Source organism: Bacillus sp. SCT118 (assembly GCF_058566435.1).
The window spans coordinates 3,598,222-3,616,166 of sequence record NZ_CP191225.1; the positions used below are offsets into that span (position 1 = coordinate 3,598,222).

19 protein-coding genes are annotated in these 17,945 nt (G+C 45.4%); 8 read left to right on the top strand and 11 right to left on the bottom strand.

Going from position 1 to position 17,945, the window contains the following annotated elements; genetic code table 11:
• Nucleotides 1-101: 101 nt before the first annotated feature.
• Together gabD and gabT are read right to left on the bottom strand one after the other, a co-directional pair.
• Nucleotides 102-1,490 carry a succinate-semialdehyde dehydrogenase gene (gabD, locus tag ACQVGT_RS18550; protein WP_015382777.1) on the bottom strand — a complete coding sequence of 463 codons (1,389 nt, stop codon included), beginning with the start codon at nt 1,488-1,490 and terminating at the stop codon, nt 102-104.
• A 68-nt stretch (nt 1,491-1,558) separates the two neighbouring features.
• Nucleotides 1,559-2,869 carry a 4-aminobutyrate--2-oxoglutarate transaminase gene (gene gabT / locus ACQVGT_RS18555; protein ID WP_015482799.1) on the bottom strand — a complete coding sequence of 437 codons (1,311 nt, stop codon included), beginning with the start codon at nt 2,867-2,869 and terminating at the stop codon, nt 1,559-1,561.
• A 105-nt stretch (nt 2,870-2,974) separates the two neighbouring features.
• Between gabT and gabR the strand changes: the two genes are divergently transcribed.
• On the top strand, nt 2,975-4,414 hold the full coding sequence (gene gabR, locus ACQVGT_RS18560) for a MocR-like transcriptional regulator GabR (protein WP_015382775.1): 1,440 nt from the start codon (nt 2,975-2,977) through the stop codon (nt 4,412-4,414).
• A gap of 1 nt (nt 4,415) precedes the next feature.
• On the opposite strand, the gene ACQVGT_RS18565 is transcribed toward gabR, so the two are convergent.
• Nucleotides 4,416-4,730 (bottom strand): ArsR/SmtB family transcription factor, encoded by a 315-nt coding sequence (locus tag ACQVGT_RS18565; protein WP_003234476.1) that lies wholly within the window; start codon nt 4,728-4,730, stop codon nt 4,416-4,418.
• A gap of 139 nt (nt 4,731-4,869) precedes the next feature.
• Between ACQVGT_RS18565 and ACQVGT_RS18570 the strand changes: the two genes are divergently transcribed.
• From ACQVGT_RS18570 to ACQVGT_RS18585, 4 genes are all read left to right on the top strand, one after another.
• Nucleotides 4,870-5,157, top strand: coding sequence for a putative quinol monooxygenase (locus ACQVGT_RS18570; protein ID WP_003234477.1), 288 nt, complete (start codon nt 4,870-4,872; stop codon nt 5,155-5,157).
• Between the two features lie 16 nt (nt 5,158-5,173).
• Complete coding sequence (gene nfsA, locus ACQVGT_RS18575) at nt 5,174-5,923, top strand: oxygen-insensitive NADPH nitroreductase (RefSeq protein WP_003234479.1); 750 nt, start codon at nt 5,174-5,176, stop codon at nt 5,921-5,923.
• A gap of 163 nt (nt 5,924-6,086) precedes the next feature.
• On the top strand, nt 6,087-6,965 hold the full coding sequence (locus ACQVGT_RS18580; RefSeq protein ID WP_015482798.1) for a TetR/AcrR family transcriptional regulator: 879 nt from the start codon (nt 6,087-6,089) through the stop codon (nt 6,963-6,965).
• 19 nt (nt 6,966-6,984) lie between these two features.
• Nucleotides 6,985-8,403: an MDR family MFS transporter gene (locus ACQVGT_RS18585; protein ID WP_015382772.1), complete on the top strand. Its 1,419-nt coding sequence runs from the start codon at nt 6,985-6,987 to the stop codon at nt 8,401-8,403.
• A 46-nt stretch (nt 8,404-8,449) separates the two neighbouring features.
• Here ACQVGT_RS18585 and yclQ read toward each other — a convergent pair whose 3' ends face one another.
• From yclQ to yclN, 4 genes are read right to left on the bottom strand one after another with little or no spacing between them, the layout of a single operon-like run.
• Nucleotides 8,450-9,403 (bottom strand): petrobactin ABC transporter substrate-binding protein YclQ, encoded by a 954-nt coding sequence (gene yclQ, locus ACQVGT_RS18590; RefSeq protein ID WP_015482797.1) that lies wholly within the window; start codon nt 9,401-9,403, stop codon nt 8,450-8,452.
• A gap of 21 nt (nt 9,404-9,424) precedes the next feature.
• Nucleotides 9,425-10,183: a petrobactin ABC transporter ATP-binding protein YclP gene (gene yclP, locus ACQVGT_RS18595; RefSeq protein WP_003234487.1), complete on the bottom strand. Its 759-nt coding sequence runs from the start codon at nt 10,181-10,183 to the stop codon at nt 9,425-9,427.
• Entirely contained in the window at nt 10,177-11,124 is a 948-nt protein-coding gene (gene yclO / locus ACQVGT_RS18600) for a petrobactin ABC transporter permease YclO (RefSeq protein ID WP_014475805.1), read from the bottom strand. Before yclO ends, yclP begins: the two co-directional genes overlap by 7 nt.
• Complete coding sequence (yclN, locus tag ACQVGT_RS18605; protein ID WP_015382768.1) at nt 11,117-12,067, bottom strand: petrobactin ABC transporter permease YclN; 951 nt, start codon at nt 12,065-12,067, stop codon at nt 11,117-11,119. The genes yclO and yclN overlap by 8 nt, the downstream gene beginning before the upstream one ends.
• Before the next feature lie 384 nt (nt 12,068-12,451).
• Here yclN and ACQVGT_RS18610 point away from each other — a divergent pair, with 384 nt between their 5' ends.
• The 3 genes from ACQVGT_RS18610 to ACQVGT_RS18620 all read left to right on the top strand — a co-directional run bounded on the left by ACQVGT_RS18610 (nt 12,452) and on the right by ACQVGT_RS18620 (nt 14,253).
• On the top strand, nt 12,452-13,816 hold the full coding sequence (locus ACQVGT_RS18610) for an aspartate kinase (RefSeq protein WP_015382767.1): 1,365 nt from the start codon (nt 12,452-12,454) through the stop codon (nt 13,814-13,816).
• 152 nt (nt 13,817-13,968) lie between these two features.
• Nucleotides 13,969-14,082 carry a YjcZ family sporulation protein gene (locus ACQVGT_RS18615; protein WP_014478831.1) on the top strand — a complete coding sequence of 38 codons (114 nt, stop codon included), beginning with the start codon at nt 13,969-13,971 and terminating at the stop codon, nt 14,080-14,082.
• A gap of 81 nt (nt 14,083-14,163) precedes the next feature.
• Entirely contained in the window at nt 14,164-14,253 is a 90-nt protein-coding gene (locus tag ACQVGT_RS18620; protein WP_015482794.1) for a YjcZ family sporulation protein, read from the top strand.
• Between the two features lie 99 nt (nt 14,254-14,352).
• On the opposite strand, the gene phrC is transcribed toward ACQVGT_RS18620, so the two are convergent.
• From phrC to yclJ, 4 genes are all read right to left on the bottom strand, one after another.
• Nucleotides 14,353-14,475, bottom strand: a complete 123-nt coding sequence (phrC, locus tag ACQVGT_RS18625) for a phosphatase RapC inhibitor PhrC (protein ID WP_003224994.1) — start codon at nt 14,473-14,475, stop codon at nt 14,353-14,355.
• Nucleotides 14,459-15,607 (bottom strand): response regulator aspartate phosphatase RapC, encoded by a 1,149-nt coding sequence (rapC, locus tag ACQVGT_RS18630; RefSeq protein ID WP_014475800.1) that lies wholly within the window; start codon nt 15,605-15,607, stop codon nt 14,459-14,461. The genes phrC and rapC overlap by 17 nt, the downstream gene beginning before the upstream one ends.
• A 163-nt stretch (nt 15,608-15,770) precedes the next feature.
• Nucleotides 15,771-17,192 carry a two-component system sensor histidine kinase YclK gene (gene yclK, locus ACQVGT_RS18635; protein WP_080030630.1) on the bottom strand — a complete coding sequence of 474 codons (1,422 nt, stop codon included), beginning with the start codon at nt 17,190-17,192 and terminating at the stop codon, nt 15,771-15,773.
• On the bottom strand, nt 17,179-17,862 hold the full coding sequence (gene yclJ, locus ACQVGT_RS18640; protein ID WP_015482792.1) for a two-component system response regulator YclJ: 684 nt from the start codon (nt 17,860-17,862) through the stop codon (nt 17,179-17,181). The genes yclK and yclJ overlap by 14 nt, the downstream gene beginning before the upstream one ends.
• Between the last annotated feature and the right edge of the window lie 83 nt (nt 17,863-17,945).

A 17,945-nucleotide genomic window follows, 5' to 3' on the forward strand; every position in this document is an offset into this window, starting at 1 on the left:
AATGTATTTGCTGTTATTTTGGCTGGAATTGTTGTGATTATTCGCCGGAACACAAAAAGAGCTGCCGGAAAATCCGGCAGCTCTCAGGAGCTTGCATTCTTTTATAAACCGATGGACAAATATTTTGTTTCAAGGTACGGCTCGATACCTTCTGAACCGCCTTCACGGCCAATGCCGCTTTCTTTCATTCCGCCGAATGGCGCTTGAACCGCTGACGGTCCGCCGTCATTCCAGCCGATAATGCCATACTCTAGATTCTCGGAAATATAGATGCCGCGGCGGTAGTTTTCTGTGAAGAAGTATGCAGCCAAGCCATACGGTGTATCGTTGGCAAGCTGAATCGCTTCATCAATATCAGAAAACGTGACGATCGGGGCGACCGGGCCGAATGTTTCCTCATGCATGATGTTCATGGACGTATCGACATCGGTGAGCACTGTCGGATTCACAAAGTAGCACCCTTTGTCATCGTTTCGGTCATATGTGCCCCCAGCAATCACTTTTGCGCCTTTTTCAACCGCATCATCTATTTGGCTGACGATTTTTTCGAAGCCTCGTTTGTTGATGATCGGTCCGACATTGACGCCTTCCTCAAGTCCATTTCCGACTTTCAGCTTAGACACTTGCTCGCTCAGTTTCGCAGCAAATTCATCCTTGATGGACTCATGAACGATCAGGCGGTTGGCACATACGCAGGTTTGGCCGGCGTTTCGGTATTTGGACGCCATCGCCTGTTCAACGGCAAGGTCAATGTCTGCATCTTCATCTACGATCAGCGGGGCATGTCCGCCGAGTTCCATTGAGACGTGCTTCACGGTGTCCGCGCTGTTTTTCATAAGGATTTTCCCTACAGGTGTTGAGCCTGTAAACGTGATTTTGCGGATTTTCGGACTGCTTGTGAACACATTTCCGATTTCTTCTCCATCACCGATCACAACCTGAAGAACATCCTTCGGAATGCCAGCTTCATATGCGAGGCGCGCTAGTTCATAAGCAGACAGCGGTGTGTCTGGCGCCGGCTTGATGATAAATGTACAGCCAGCGGCAAGAGCAGGCGCCGCTTTGCGTGTAATCATCGCATTCGGGAAATTCCAGGGCGTGATAGCAGCAACGGGGCCGACCGGCTGGCGTGTGACAACAATTCGTTTACCAGTTGTCGGGGCCGGGACCGTTCTTCCGTACACACGCTTCGCTTCCTCTGCGAACCATTCGATATAGCCTGCGCCGTAAAGTACCTCGCCGACTGCTTCCTGGTATGGTTTTCCGTTTTCCTTTGTAATTAAATCTGCAAGCTCTTCTTTATGTTCAACAATCAGCTCATACCATTTTTTCAAAAGAGACGCTCTTTCGTTCGCTGATGTTTTAGACCACGTTTTAAACGCTTGATGTGAACGTTCAATGGCTTCTTCTACCTCTGTGGCTGATTGCTGAGGAATCGTTTTGATCTCCTCGCCCGTAGCCGGGTTGTAGACCGTTAATTGATCTGGCATATTGAACATTCCTTTCTTTTCATGATTACTTAAAATGATAGCAGACCCAGCCGTTTTCTTTCCAATGATTAAGCTCGCAGGCCCGCCTCCAAGATGCTGAGCCCTTCATTTAAAAGGCTGTCTGAGATGACGAGCGGTGTCAAAAAGCGGATGATATTACCGTTAATTCCCGCTGTCAGCAAAAGTAATCCGTTTTGATTCGCATAGGCCGCGATCGCTGCTGCTTTTGCTTTATCAGGCTCACGCGTGTCTGAATCCTTGACGATTTCGATTGCGGCCATCGCCCCGAGTCTGCGGGTGTCACCGATGAACGGGAATTCTTGTTTCCACTCATACGCCTTGTCTTCAATGATTTTGCCAATTTCTTCAGATCGCTCATTCAGTCCTTCTTCTTCGATAATATCCAAGACTGCCAAAGCCGCCGCGCAGCCGAGCGGGCTGCCGGCATACGTGCCGCCCAGCTCCCCTGGCGCTGCCGCATCAAGCATTTCCGCACGCCCGATCACACCGCTTAATGGCAGGCCTGCCGCAAGCGATTTAGAAACCGTGATCAGATCGGGCACTACATCAAAGTGCTCAATTGCGAAATAAGTGCCAGTTCTGGCAAAGCCGGTTTGGATTTCATCAGCAACAAAAACAATGCCGTGTTCTTTGCAGAATGAAGCGACGTGCTGCACGAACCGTTTCGAAGGAATAATAAACCCGCCTTCTCCCTGCACTGGCTCCATCACGACACACGCCACCGTTTCAGGCGCCACTGAAGCGATAAAAAAATCATTGAATGCTTGAATGACCATATCGTCATAGCTTTCATCACTCATGCCGGCCGGCTTCTGATAATAATAAGGGAACGGCGCTTGATAAACCTCTGGCGCAAAAGGTCCGAAACCGAATTTATAAGGTTTTACCTTGCTTGTCATGCTCATCGTCATATTCGTGCGTCCATGAAACCCGCGCGTAAACGAGACAACGCCTTGGCGCTTTGTATACTTTCTGGCAATTTTCACAGCGTTTTCGACCGCTTCCGCCCCTGAGTTAAGAAAAATCGCTTTTTTCCCATGGCTGCCCGGTGCTATGCCGCACAGTTTTTCGGCTAACTCGATATAAGTCGGGTACATCATGACATTGAAGCCAGGATGAATCAGCTCCTCCGCCTGCCGCTTCACAGCCTCAACCACCTTCGGATGCGAGTGTCCGACATTTAACGTGCCGATGGCGCCTGCAAAATCAATAAATCTCCGGCCGTCCAGATCGTACAGCTCGGCCCCTTCTCCTTTGACCGCCAGACTGCGGTTGCCGTTGCTCACACCTTTTGACACAAATTGATCCCGTTTTTGCTGCCATTGTGCAGTTGTGATGCTTGCTGTTGTTTGACTCATATGAATATCCCCCTGTCGGTATTTTCTTATCATTCTGACTTCTCTTTGGTATGATGAAAAGTACCAATTATAACTTTTTGATGGTATCAGAAGGAGAAACTACAAATGGATATCACGATTACACTCGATCGTTCAGAACAAGCCGATTATATCTATCAGCAAATTTATCAAAAGCTGAAAAAAGAAATCCTCAGCCGCAATCTGCTGCCGCACTCGAAGGTTCCCTCCAAGCGGGAGCTGGCTGAAAATCTCAAGGTCAGCGTAAATTCAGTGAATTCAGCCTATCAGCAGCTGCTGGCTGAAGGGTATTTGTACGCCATTGAACGAAAGGGTTTCTTCGTGGAGGAGCTAGACATGTTTTCCGCCGAGGAGCACCCTCCATTTGCACTGCCGGATGACCTAAAAGAGATTCACATCGATCAGAGCGATTGGATATCGTTTTCACACATGAGTTCCGATACAGACCATTTTCCGATCAAAAGCTGGTTCCGCTGCGAGCAAAAAGCGGCCTCCCGTTCATACCGCACGCTCGGCGATATGTCACATCCGCAAGGGATATATGAAGTGAGAGCGGCCATTACCAGGCTCATTTCCCTGACGAGGGGTGTAAAATGCAGGCCGGAACAAATGATCATAGGGGCAGGCACACAGGTGCTCATGCAGCTGTTGACTGAGCTTTTACCCAAGGAAGCCGTGTATGCGATGGAGGAGCCTGGCTACAGGCGCATGTATCAGCTTTTGAAGAATGCCGGAAAACAAGTCAAGACGATCATGCTGGATGAAAAAGGCATGTCGATTGCTGAAATCACCAGACAGCAGCCTGATGTGCTGGTGACCACCCCGTCGCATCAGTTTCCGGCCGGAACGATTATGCCTGTATCCAGAAGAATTCAGCTGCTGAACTGGGCAGCCGAGGAGCCGCGCCGATATATCATTGAGGACGATTATGATAGTGAATTCACATATGATGTAGACAGTATTCCGGCGCTGCAAAGCCTCGACCGTTTTCAAAATGTCATCTATATGGGAACCTTTTCAAAATCCCTTCTCCCCGGCTTGCGGATCAGCTATATGGTGTTGCCGCCTGAGCTGTTGAGGACATACAAACAGCGGGGCTATGATCTGCAGACTTGCTCATCACTTACACAGCTCACCCTGCAGGAATTTATCGAGTCTGGTGAATATCAGAAGCATATAAAAAAAATGAAGCAGCATTATAAAGAAAAGAGAGAACGCCTGATCACCGCTTTAGAAGCAGAGTTCAGTGGAGAGGTTACCGTAAAAGGGGCAAATGCGGGGCTGCATTTTGTTACCGAATTTGATACCAGGCGCACCGAACAAGACATCCTGTCACATGCTGCCGGGCTGCAGCTTGAAATATTCGGAATGAGCCGATTTAACTTGAAGGAAAACAAGCGGCAAACGGGCAGGCCAGCTCTCATTATCGGCTTTGCACGGCTGAAGGAAGAAGATATTCAGGAGGGTGTGCAGCGGCTTTTCAAAGCGGTTTACGGACATAAAAAAATCCCCGTTACAGGGGATTGATTCACCAGCGGTCCTGGTCTACATTCAGCACGGCTTCAAGCAGGCCCGGAAATGCCTTTTCAAGGTCTTCAGCGCGAAGCGAATAATACCGGCGCTTTCCTTCTATCCGAACTTGAGCGATACCTGATTCTCTCAAAACTTTAAAATGATGCGACAAAGTCGATTTGGCAACCTGCACATCTGCACAGGTGCTGCACGTTTTTTCTTTTGCTTCAGCTAATTGCTTGACGAGCTCTAAACGAAGCGGATCACTAAGTGCATGAAGAACCTTTGTCAGCTGCAATGTTTCTGTTTCTGGATGGTTTGGAATGTTCATGACACAAATGTATCACACAACAATTAGAATGACAATTTTACTATTTAAGGGTTTTTCCTTTACCTCATTTAGAATACATGTTACATTTAGTTCGATGAAATTCGAACAATAAATTCACATAACAACGGAGGAGATTTACATGATCGTATTACAAGCTTACATCAAAGTAAAACCAGAAAAACGCGAGGAATTTTTGAGCGAGGCTCAATCACTTGTTCAGCATTCAAGAGCTGAGGAAGGCAACGCGCAATACGACCTATTTGAAAAAGTAGGCGAAGAAAATACATTTGTCATGCTTGAAAAATGGAAAGATGAAGCGGCAATGAAATTCCATAACGAAACTGCGCATTTCCAAGGATTTGTCGCAAAAGGAAAAGAACTGCTGAGCGCTCCTCTTGATGTTGTCCGCACAGAGCTTAGCGAGTAAAGGAAGGGTGTCTCATATGAATGAAGTGATTAAATCTTTAACAGACCACCGCTCGATTCGCAGCTACACAGATGAGCCTGTAGCTCAGGAGCAATTGGACCAAATCATTGAAGCGGTGCAATCAGCCCCTTCTTCTATCAACGGACAGCAAGTGACTGTGATCACAGTCCAGGATAAAGAGCGCAAAAAGAAAATCTCCGAGCTGGCAGGCGGCCAGCCATGGATCGATCAAGCTCCTGTTTTCCTGCTGTTCTGCGCAGATTTCAACCGGGCCAAAATCGCGCTTGAAGATCTGCATGATTTCAAAATGGAAATCACAAATGGATTGGAATCTGTTCTTGTCGGCGCAGTAGACGCTGGTATTGCCCTCGGCACAGCAACAGCAGCGGCTGAGTCACTCGGACTTGGCACAGTTCCGATCGGTGCAGTTCGCGGAAACCCTCAAGAGCTGATCGAACTGCTAGAGCTTCCAAAATACGTGTTCCCTTTATCCGGCCTTGTCATTGGGCATCCTGCCGACCGTTCAGCGAAAAAACCGCGCTTGCCGCAGGAAGCTGTCAATCATCAGGAAACTTATTTGAATCAGGATGAGCTGACGTCTCACATTCAGGCATACGACGAACAGATGTCTGAATACATGAATAAGCGGACAAACGGAAAAGAAACAAGAAACTGGTCACAGAGCATCGCTTCTTACTATGAGCGCCTGTACTATCCGCACATCCGTGAAATGCTTGAAAAACAAGGATTTAAAGTTGAAAAATAAGCTCTTATTCGGCCTGTCGGATTTTCCGGCAGGCCTTTCATTTACCCGGTTAAAATCCATTGACTTCTATTTTGTTTATTTGGTAAAATTTTTTCATAGTTACTCATTGGTTTTCTGTGAACCAATGGGTTTTCTAATGTTCAAGAAAGAAGGAAGCCATGAGATGCTTGATAAAAAAACAGATATCTTGTTAGCCGCGCGAAAGCTTTTTTCGGAAAAGGATTTTACGTCGGTTTCCATGCAGGCGATCGCAGAAGAATGTAAGATGTCAAAAGCTTCGATATATAAGCTGTTCCAATCTAAAGAAGATCTGCTTTTGGAGCTGCTGTCATTTAACCAGAAGCAAATGGTGGCTGCGGCCTCAAGACTTCAGGAAAATACCGCACTTACACCGGAGGAGCGTTTGACGCAAAAGGTCAAAATGGAACTGGAGGACTTCAGGCGGAATCAGCAGTTTTTCAATATGCTGACCTACGGAAACCCCAAGCTGCACAATGACCGGGTCAAACAGCATATCCATCAGACCAGATCGACGATTATCTGCTGGCACCGCGATTCGCTGATCCAGGCGTATGGAGAAACCATTCTCCCGTTTGTGTGGGATTTGGTCATCATTCTTCACGGCATGATGCGTGAGTTTTTAATGCTGATCAAAATCGAGGAAAAACCGCTTGAGCTTGACCCGATCGCAGAGTTTATCATCAGCACCCTCAATCAGATTATCAAAAACAGGGAAACCCGCCAGTCTCTTCTTCCGCCCGAAGCCATCGAGCTTTATATTCATTCAGCATCCTCCTACAAGCCAAAGGATAAATCAGTCCTATTATCGGAAAGCCTGAAGGAATTACATAAAGGCATCTCTTCCCTGCCCGCCGCGGACTATGACGTAGATGAACTGACATCCGCAGCCGCCATGCTGGAGGAAGAAGCGAAGAAGGAAGAACCCCGCGCTTTTTTACTCAAATCACTGATTGGCTATCTCGAACAAACCGGTGTTTTAACACAGCCCGTTTCCATGTTAAAAACACTGTTAATTACTTAGAGAAAAGAAGGGATATGTATTGAACACAAGTATTGAACAAAAACCTTTTAACCGTTCTGTCATTGTCGGCATTTTGTTAGCCGGAGCGTTTGTGGCGATTTTGAACCAGACATTGTTGATTACCGCACTTCCCCATATCATGAGGGATTTCAATGTCGATGCCAACCAAGCACAATGGCTGACCACATCATTTATGTTAACCAACGGGATTTTAATTCCGATTACTGCGTTTTTAATTGAGAAATTCACAAGCCGGGCGCTGCTCATCACAGCAATGAGCATTTTCACTGTCGGAACAGTCGTCGGAGCGTTCGCGCCGAACTTCCCGGTTCTGCTGACAGCACGTATCATTCAAGCGGCTGGAGCCGGCATTATGATGCCGCTCATGCAGACTGTATTCCTGACAATCTTTCCGATTGAAAAGCGCGGCCAGGCTATGGGTATGGTCGGATTGGTCATCTCATTCGCGCCTGCGATCGGACCGACTCTTTCCGGATGGGCTGTCGAAGCTTTCTCTTGGAGATCATTGTTTTATATTATTCTTCCGTTTGCTGTGATTGATTTGATTCTTGCCAGCATCCTGATGAAAAACGTGACGACTTTAAGAAAAACACAGATTGATATTTTATCAGTCATCCTTTCAACATTTGGGTTCGGCGGCCTTCTATACGGCTTCTCAAGCGTCGGCTCTTACGGCTGGTCCAGTTCAACCGTCTTGATTTCACTGCTGGTGGGTGTCATCGCGCTGCTCTTGTTTATCACAAGACAAATGAAGCTTGAAAAACCGATGCTGGAATTCCGCGTCTTCACGTTTGGTGTTTTCAGTTTAACAACACTGCTGGGAACCCTCGTCTTTGCATTATTGATCGGTACGGAAACCATCCTGCCGCTTTATACACAAAATGTCAGAGACGTCACAGCTTTTGATACAGGGCTTATGCTCCTTCCGGGAGCCGTTGTGATGGGCTTTATGTCGCCGATTATCGGCAGAATTTTTGACCGTGTCGGCGGAAGAGGGCTGGCGATTGCCGGTTTCTGCATCATCTTCCTGACATCTCTGCCGTTTATGCAGCTGACTGACCATACATCACTCGCTTGGATTGTCGTTTTATACACTGTTCGTCTCTTAGGCACCGCCATGATCATGATGCCGGTGACAACAGCCGGAATCAACGCGCTTCCGCGCCACTTGATTCCGCACGGAACTGCGATGAACAACACGATTCGCCAAGTCGGCGGCTCGATCGGAACCGCACTATTGGTTTCCGTGATGAGCAACCAGGCGGCACATGCAGGCACGACAAATGTGAAGCACGCCGCCCTGCACGGCATGAACGCCGCTTTTATTGTGGCTGCCGTCATTGCACTTGTCGGCTTCCTTCTCTCATTCACATTAAAGAAACCTCAGCGCCCTGCCGAACAGCAGCCGGCACGCTGATTAACAAAAAAAGAGCCCCGCTACTTAGCGGAGGCTCTTTGTGGTTTTACTTATCTAAACCGTCTTTCACTTCTTTGATCATTTGCGCCATAGACTCAAGACCGCCTCCTGATAAGTACCAAGTAGCAGAATCAAGGTAGACGACATGATCATTTTTCACTGCGTTTACATTTTTCACATAATCATTTTCAACGACTTGTTTAGTAGATGATGTTTCACCGATCGCTGTACCGCGGTCAATGACAAACAGGTAATCCGGGTTTGTTTTTGAAATGTACTCGTAAGAAACACTTTGTCCGTGAGTAGACGCTTTGATGTTTTTATCAGCCGGTGTCACGCCGAACACGTCATGGATCAGGCCGTATCTTGATTTAGGACCGAATGCGCTGATCTTCCCATCGTTCGCCATGATGACGAGACCGTTTTTGTTAAGCTTTTCAGCCGTTTTCTTTACATCTGCGATTGAATGATCGATTTTTGCGAGTTCATCCTTCACTTCATCTTCTTTATCGAAGATCTTACCGATTGTTTCTGCGTCAGACTTAAATGATTCCATATACTTCGCTGTGTCTACGCCAAGGTAAATTGTCGGCGCAATTTTAGAGAATTCTTTGTAAGACTCAGATTGTCTTCCTGAGATAATGATCAAGTCAGGGTCTAAATCTGCCACTTTCTCGAAGTCTGGCTCTTTTAAGCTTCCGACGTCAGCATATTTGTCATCCTTGAATTTGGACAGATATTTAGGAAGGGCTTGTTTCGGCAGTCCCGCTACTTTATCATCAAGACCAAGTTTATCTAGTGTATCTAAGCTTCCAAAGTCAAATACGACAACTTTTTTAGGGCTCTTCGGTACTTTTGTTCCGTTTTTGTCCAGCTGGTGTTTCACTGTGATTTGTTCTTCCTTAGAATCAGAACCTTTGCTGCTTGTGCTTTGGTTTCCGCATGCAGAAATCACAACTGCCGTCACCAAAGCGATGAATAGTAATGCGAACTTTTTCATGCTCTTCACCTCTTCTATATATTAAGAAAAATAGACACCTATTCTTTGATTATCAATCGTCTGAATCGGGATGGTCATATCGTAGATTTCCTCAAGCACTGATGTTTCTATCATTTCTTCAGGCGGTCCTTCTTTTACGATTCGGCCGTTTTTCAAAGCGACGATATAGTCAGAATAGACTGAAGCAAAATTGATATCGTGAATGACGATCACGATCGTTTTTCCAAGCTCCTCTACCAGCCGTTTCAGCAGTTTCATAATTTCAACTGAGTGTTTCATATCCAGATTGTTCAGCGGCTCATCCAGAAAGATATAATCTGTGTCCTGGGCAATGACCATAGCGATAAATGCCCTTTGGCACTGTCCGCCGCTCAGCTGATCCAAGTATTTGTCTTGAATGTCTTCCAGCTTCATATAGCTAAGCGCCTGGTTGATATGAACCCAGTCTTCCTCTGTCAGCCGGCCCTGTGAGTACGGAAACCTGCCAAAACTAACGAGGTCTTTGATCGTGAGCCTGATATTGATTTGGTTCGCCTGCTTCAAAATGCTCATTTTCTTGGCAAGCTCTTTGCTGTCACATGCTCCAATCTCTTGTCCGTCTATGTAAATCTCGCCGGAATCTTTTTTGATCAGGCGGCTCATGATAGACAGCAGCGTACTTTTGCCGGCGCCGTTAGGACCGATAAACGAGGTGATTTTGCCCTTTTGAATCGTGACTGACGTCTCTTCAAGGACAACTTTCCCGCCATATTGTTTGCTTACATTTCTGACCTCTACCATGATTTATTCTCCTTTAACAGCAAGTAGATAAAATAAATCCCGCCGGCAAAATTAATAATGACGCTCAGCGTCGTTGAGAAGGTAAACACTTTCTCAACCACAAACTGCCCTCCGACCAGCGCAATGATGCTGATGAAAACGGAGCCTGCGATTAAGTATGAATGCTTATAGGTTTTCAGGAATTCTCTCGCCAGGTTGACGACCAGAAGGCCTAAAAACATAATCGGCCCGACTAGCGCTGTTGAAACAGAAACCAAAATCGCAACCACGATCAGCATCTGCTTCACCACTTTGTCGTAGTCAATGCCCAAATTCACGGCGTGCTCGCGTCCGAGCGACAGCACATCGAAAAATTTTGTAAAACGCCAGACATAAACGCCTGTCAGCAGGAAGATGATGAACGCGAGCCATAACAAATCCGTATTGATATTGTTAAAGCTGGCAAACATCTTGTCCTGCACAACTTGGAACTCGTTCGGATCAATCAGCATCTGCATAAAGGAAGACAGGCTGCTGAACAGCGTGCCAAACACGATTCCGATAAGCAGAAGGAAAAAGATATTTCTCCCCTCACCCTTGAACATGATCTGATACAAAACAAGAGAAAACAGGATCATCAGCAGAACAGATATGATAAAGTTGATGTTTTTATTCATGATGACCATATTCGCAGAACCGAACAAAAAGATAATGCCAGTCTGAATCAGCATGTAGAGAGAATCAAGGCCCAAAATGCTCGGCGTCAGGATGCGGTTGTTCGTAATCGTTTGAAAGATCATGGTCGAAAACGCAATCGCTCCCCCCGTCAGCACAATGGCAGCGACTTTTTTGATTCGTCTCGGCAGGGTGTAATCCCAATTGCCTAAGTCATAAAACAGAAACAAGCCAATACATACAATGGCTAAAACAACGAGCAAAGCTATTTTCATCTGGTTACGCATAGGCTTTTCTCCTTAACAGCATAAACAGGAAAATGCCGCTGCCGATGATTCCGACCATCAGGCCAATCGAGATTTCATAAGGGAAGATAATGATTCTGCCCAGTATATCGCAAAACAGCACAAACACCGCTCCCAACAGCGCAGTATGCGGCAGGCTGCTCTTCAGATTGTCTCCTCTGTAAATCGATACAATATTCGGGATGATTAAACCGAGAAACGGCAGCATACCGACAGTCAAAATGACAAGGGACGTGATCAGGGACACGATAATGAGCCCGATGTTCACAACCCGTTTGTACTTGAGGCCTAGGTTGACAGAAAAGCTTTCACCCATACCGGCCAATGTGAATTTATCCGCATACACATAGGCAATGATGACGAGCGGAATACTCAGATAAAGAAGCTCGTATCTTCCTTTCACGACTAAAGAGAAGTCTCCCTGCAGCCATGATGACACATTCTGGATCAAGTCATATTTATATGCGATAAATGTCGCGATTGAACTGACGATATTCCCGAGCATTAAACCGACAAGCGGAATAAAGATGGTGTCGTTAAACTTGATTCTTTCAAGGATTTTCATAAACAGAAAATTTCCTGCAAGGGCAAAGACAAACGCAATCAGCATTTTGATTAAAGGACTGGCGGATGTAAACAGCAGCAAGGAAATTAAAATGCCGAGCCTCGCCCAATCCATCGTGCCGGCCGTCGTCGGTGACACGAATTTATTTCTGCTGATCTGTTGCATAATCAAACCGCAGATGCTCATGCTTAATCCCGCGATGACAATGCTGATCAATCGCGGCAAACGGCTTGCAAACAGCGTTGACGCCTCTTGTTTGCTTAAATCGAAGAGATCAAGCGGCGAAAGATCTTCTACACCGATAAATACAGATGTGACTGCTAATATGATAAGTAGAATAAATAAGTAACGTAGCTTCATGCTGCCTCCTTACATCCTTACAGCAAAAAGAACGTATCTCCTACTCCGCAAGGACTCAAAACAATATGGCCATATAGTAATTGATTATCATTATCATTTACATATTACCATTTTTCTAGGGTTAGTCAATATTCTTTAAAAATATTAACCTAGTCATTTATCCATTTTACTAATCATTCTGACCATTTTCCATCCCAAAACGTTAGGCTGTTTACCATATTTATCTTTATAACGCAGGTATACGGTCAGCAAACTTGACATTATTCCTTGTGAGAAATACAAATGTTCTCTCCAGAAAGAAATTAACCCTTGATTTACAGGACTGAAAGAGAGATAATAAATACTAAATTTGTGTGAAAATTTTAAACATTAGGAGATGTAAACATGAAGGTCGTTAAATTCGGAGGCAGCTCACTTGCTTCAGGCGCCCAGCTTGACAAGGTGTTTCACATCGTTACCTCAGACCCGGCACGGAAAGCTGTAGTCGTTTCAGCTCCGGGAAAACGCTATGCCGAGGATACGAAAGTGACTGATCTCTTAATCGCATGTGCAAAACAATATTTGGAAACAGGCAGCGCACCTGAACTGGCGGAAGCTGTTGTGGAACGGTACGCTCTCATCGCCAATGAGCTTCAGCTGGGGCAAAGCATTATCGAAAAAATCAGAGATGATCTGTTTACGCTTTTAGAAGGAGATAAAAGCAATCCCGAGCAATACCTTGACGCAGTCAAGGCCAGCGGGGAGGATAACAATGCCAAGCTGATTGCCGCTTATTTCCGCTATAAAGGCGTCAAAGCGGAATATGTAAACCCGAAGGATGCCGGCCTCTTTGTGACAAATGAACCCGGCAACGCGCAAGTTCTTCCTGAATCCTATCAAAACCTCTATCGTCTTCGGGAACGTGACGGACTCATCATTTTTCCCGGTTTTTTCGGATTCAGCAAGGATGGCGATGTGATCACATTCTCACGGAGCGGTTCTGATATTACCGGTTCGATTCTTGCCAACGGACTTCAAGCCGATTTGTACGAAAACTTTACAGACGTAGACGCTGTGTATTCTGTCAATCCGTCCTTCGTTCAGAATCCAAAGGAAATCAGCGAGCTGACATACAGAGAGATGCGGGAGCTGTCCTACGCGGGTTTTTCAGTGTTTCATGATGAAGCGCTCATTCCGGCATTCAGAGCGGGGATTCCTGTTCAGATCAAAAATACGAACAACCCCTCAGCCGAAGGCACCCGCGTCGTCAGCAAGCGGGATAACACAAACGGGCCTGTCGTCGGCATTGCCAGCGACACTGGTTTTTGCAGCATTTATATCAGCAAGTATCTCATGAACAGAGAAATCGGTTTTGGCCGCAGAGCCCTTCAAATCCTGGAGGAGAATGGTTTGACGTATGAGCATGTTCCATCGGGAATCGATGACATGACGATCATTTTACGGCAGGGGCAAATGGATGCCGTCACTGAGCGCAGCGTCATCAAACGGATCGAAGAGGATTTGCATGCCGATGAAGTCATCGTCGAGCATCATCTCGCCCTGATTATGGTTGTAGGGGAAGCGATGCGCCACAATGTCGGTACAACGGCAAGAGCCGCCAAAGCATTATCAGAGGCACAGGTGAATATCGAAATGATCAATCAGGGATCTTCTGAAGTAAGCATGATGTTTGGCGTAAAAGAAGCCGAAGAAAGAAAAGCCGTTCAAGCGTTATACCAGGAATTTTTCGCGGGCGTGCTGATCTCTTAATCGTACATAAATAGCGGGCGGCAGCGCCCGCTATTTTTTATATCACCTTCATATAGCCTGATTGTTCATTTTTTCTCTTGTCCACTATTATCCCTGCCAAATGGATCGGTTCAGCATATCTTATAGTATCCTTCATAGGGAGGTGAAACCTTATGTCAGGATACTCTAACGGCGGCGGTTACGGCGGCATCAGTTCTTTCGCTTTAATCGTTGTATTGTTTATTCTTTTAATTATCGTAGGGACTGCGTTTGTTGGCGGCTACTAAGCTGCTGACCGTCTCTGCGGGACCCTGTCCGCCACAGTTTTGCAGCATTTGCTGAAGCAATCTCGCAAGGAGGTGCACAAAATGTCAGGTTACGGAACTTCTTTCGCTTTGATTGTTGTGTTATTTATCCTCTTGATCATTGTGGGAACTGCATTTGTAGGAGGCTACTAAATAAACGTAATCTCCATGAAGGCGGCACCGCAAGACTATGTCTTGCGGTGTTTTTTTGAAAAGAAAAACCCCTTCTCGCTAATGAGAAGGGGTTTGTTCTTACGTCATTCCTCTTTCTGTCACATGAAAGTCGAGTGCTTCCGCATTAGCAGAAACGCCAGCCGCTGTAAAAATCGCGGCTGCGGCCAAACAAATAACAAACAACTTAGATTTCAATTTCATACAAACCTTCACTCCTTTGTATTTGTTTTCTTGCCTCTTCAACTTGTAGAAAATAGGAAGCAGACAGTTTAAACCATTTCTGTTCATAGTAGTATTTTGCTACTTCTAGGGCTAAATCCTCTATATCAGCGTACATATTTTTATTTTTTAAGTATTGGAAACATCGTTCGATTCCTTCTTCATTGGGCTGATCCTGATATAGGGATTGCAAAAACTCGAATTTTACGGCATAGTCTGCATCGTCTGTTTCTTTAGCATATTCATAGCCCCGCTTGTGATATTCCGAAGCTTTATCATGTTTTCCCTGTTTATAATAAATCAGGGTGATTAAAAAATAGGCTTGCGGGAGAGAATTGACGATCCTGCTGCTTTCAAACGTGGAGACCGCTTTTTCAAAGTAATCAATGGCAGGGTCTAGAAGGTCTTGATTGTAATAGCATAATCCGAGATTGTAGTATGCTCTTCCGACCAGCTGGGCTTTTTGTTCCGCTTGGGCCATATTGAGCGCCAATTTGAAATGGCGTGCGGCTTGTTCGAAATTTCTTTCATCCATCAGGTTGACCCCGAACACGAAATGGCATTGAATGATTCTCACATTATAGGTTTCCTGCTCCACGTAAATTTCATAAGCGTTTTTTATATTAATCAATGAAAAATACGTTTGCTTCATATAATAATAAGCTTCCGCGATTTTAAAATAGAATTCAGCCCGTTCAATATGGTCTGCGACAAAGGAGAGCTTTTTCTCCGCCTGTTTATAGTATGTAATGGCAGAAATAAATTCCCGCTTATCAAACTCATACATCCCGCGAAAAAAATTCACGTAATAGTCGAGCAGCCCTTTGAGATCTGCCTGGTTGCTGTCAATGTTTCTTGATAATTCAGACAGGCTTGGCTGGTCTTCGATATTTAATTTCTCTAACGGCTCAAGATAATCCAGCATAAGCTGGTGCCGGAATTCCATTAGTGAATAATAAAGCAGCAAGTTGGAATCATGCTGCATGTGTTTCAGTTCCTGCTGGATTTCAGCTTTTAACACTTCGGCATCCGGCACGCTGAATGTCCGGATATATCTGTACCACTCGTTAATTTTTTGACCGACCGCTGAAGAAGGAATTACCCCGCTCTTCATTCCTTCACCCTCTCCCATCAAAAACTGTTTATGTCATATTTTATCATGTTTATAGACCGTCCCAACCCGAAAAACACGCAATCTTTGTTTTCGGGAGCACGCAATAAACCGAAGCGGTGTATAAAAAAGGCGGCTCCATCAGATGATGCCGCCGCCCTGTATGCTATTGCTGTTTTGCCGTTAAAGGAAGGCGGATGATAAACTTTGTGCCTTTCCCTTCTTCACTCTCGATTTCTACTGTGCCCTGGTGCATTTCAATGAGCTGCTTGACGATCGAGAGACCGAGTCCGTATTCACCGTATGCCGTGTTCGTTCTTGAAATATCTGCTTTATAGAATCGCTCCCATATATGCTCAATATCCTCTTTTGGAATGCCGATACCCGTGTCTTCAATTTCAATAATCGTCTCTTTATAACCTTCCATTCCGCGCAGCCAAATGTCACCGTTTTGCGTAAATTGGATGCTGTTTTTCGTAATGTTGACGAGAATTTGAATGAACCGGTCATAATCGGCATGTACGATGACGTGATCCTCTACTTGGATCATCAGCTTGTTTTGTTTTTCTTCCGCCTGCTGCTGCAAGTGCTCTTTCACGATTTCAAACACCTCGATCAGAGGAACGTCTAGCTTGTTCAAGGTAATTTGCTGGGATCTGATTTTTTCATAATCCAGATTTTCTTTTACGAGCCGCAGCATGCGCTTCGTTTCCTCACTGATCAGCGAGAAGCATTTATCCTTCTTATCCTCAGGAATCGTATGGCTGTTCAGCCCTTCAACCAAACCGTTGATCGTCGTCAGCGGTGTTTTTAATTCATGTGACACGTCAGCGATAAACTGCCTTCTCCGCTTCTCGAGGCGATCGATTTCATCCCTTGACTGCTTTAGTTTTTTCGCCATGATATTAAAGTCAGACGCCAGTACGCCGATTTCGTCCCCGTAGCTGTTTTCCAAATGGATGTCATAATCGCCGGAAGCCACTTTATCTGTCGCTTCTCTCAGTTTTTGAATCCGCTTGACATGGAATTTGGACAGAAGCCAGCTCACGAGAATCGTAATCACAAGCGTGCTGATCACAGCGTAAAACATATAGAGATTGACCTGATTGACCATCTGTTCAACGCCGCTGATCGGAGAAATCAGCAGAACGGCGCCTTTAAATTCGTTCTGAACAAATATAGGCTGCGCCACAAGTGACACTTCATCATCAAAACGGCCATCTGCCCTGATCATGACAGTCTGCCCTTTTTTTAGCTTATTCCATTCTGATTTCTTCAGCTGTTCCCTTGGTGGGTGATGAAAGCCTTCAGGAAGAAAATAAGGCTGTTGCTCTTCATTAAAGATGATAAACTGCGTCTTTCTTGTGCTTAACATGTCCTGATAAGGATAGAGCCTGCGCATGTCCACCTGGCCAGCTTGGAATTCATTTGCAATCTGCACCGCATATGACGTCAATTCCTCTACTTTGTTTTGATAGGCAAATTCCTTCACAAAGTGGGAAAACAGAGAAATGATAATGACAAATGCTAAAATCAAAATGCTGATGTGGCTTAGCAGCAGCTGATATAAATATTTAATCTTCATCAAATTTATACCCTACTCCCCAAACAGTATACAGGAAAGGCTTGTCCTCGCTGGCAAGCTTTTTCCTTAGCCGTTTGATATGAACGTCAACCGTTCGTTCATCTCCATAAAATTGATAGCCCCATACCTGCTCGAGCAGCTGTTCTCTGGAGAACACCTGCCGCGGATTTTGGACAAGGTAATAAAGCAGATCGAATTCCTTCGGCGTGAGATTTTCTACAGGCTCTCCGTTTAATAATACTTCTCTCGTCTTCTTATTAATGGTAAAGCATTCTGATTCGATCATATCTTCATCAATAACAGCTTTGCCTGTCGCCTTGTATCTTCTGATGACGGCTTTGATGCGGGCAACCAATGTCAGCGGGCTGAACGGCTTTGTGACATAATCGTCCGCCCCCATCTCAAACCCGATGACCTGATCTGATTCAGTGTCTTTGGCAGTCAGCATGATAATCGGCACCGTGCTTGTCTCTCTTATTTTTCTGCAGATGGTCACGCCGTCCATAGATGGAAGCATGATATCCAAAATGATCAGATCCCAATTTTCTTCCGTAAAACGCTGGTACCCTTCTAACCCGTCATGAACGAATTCCGCTTCAAAACCTTCTTTAAAAAAGAACATCTCCGTCATCGTACATACACTAACATTATCTTCTATCATTAATATTTTCATTATATCCTCCGGTTGTTTTGATGCTTTTTTATATAATAGCACCATTTTAAACAGAAGGTTTTGCGTTTCACAATTGTTAGTTT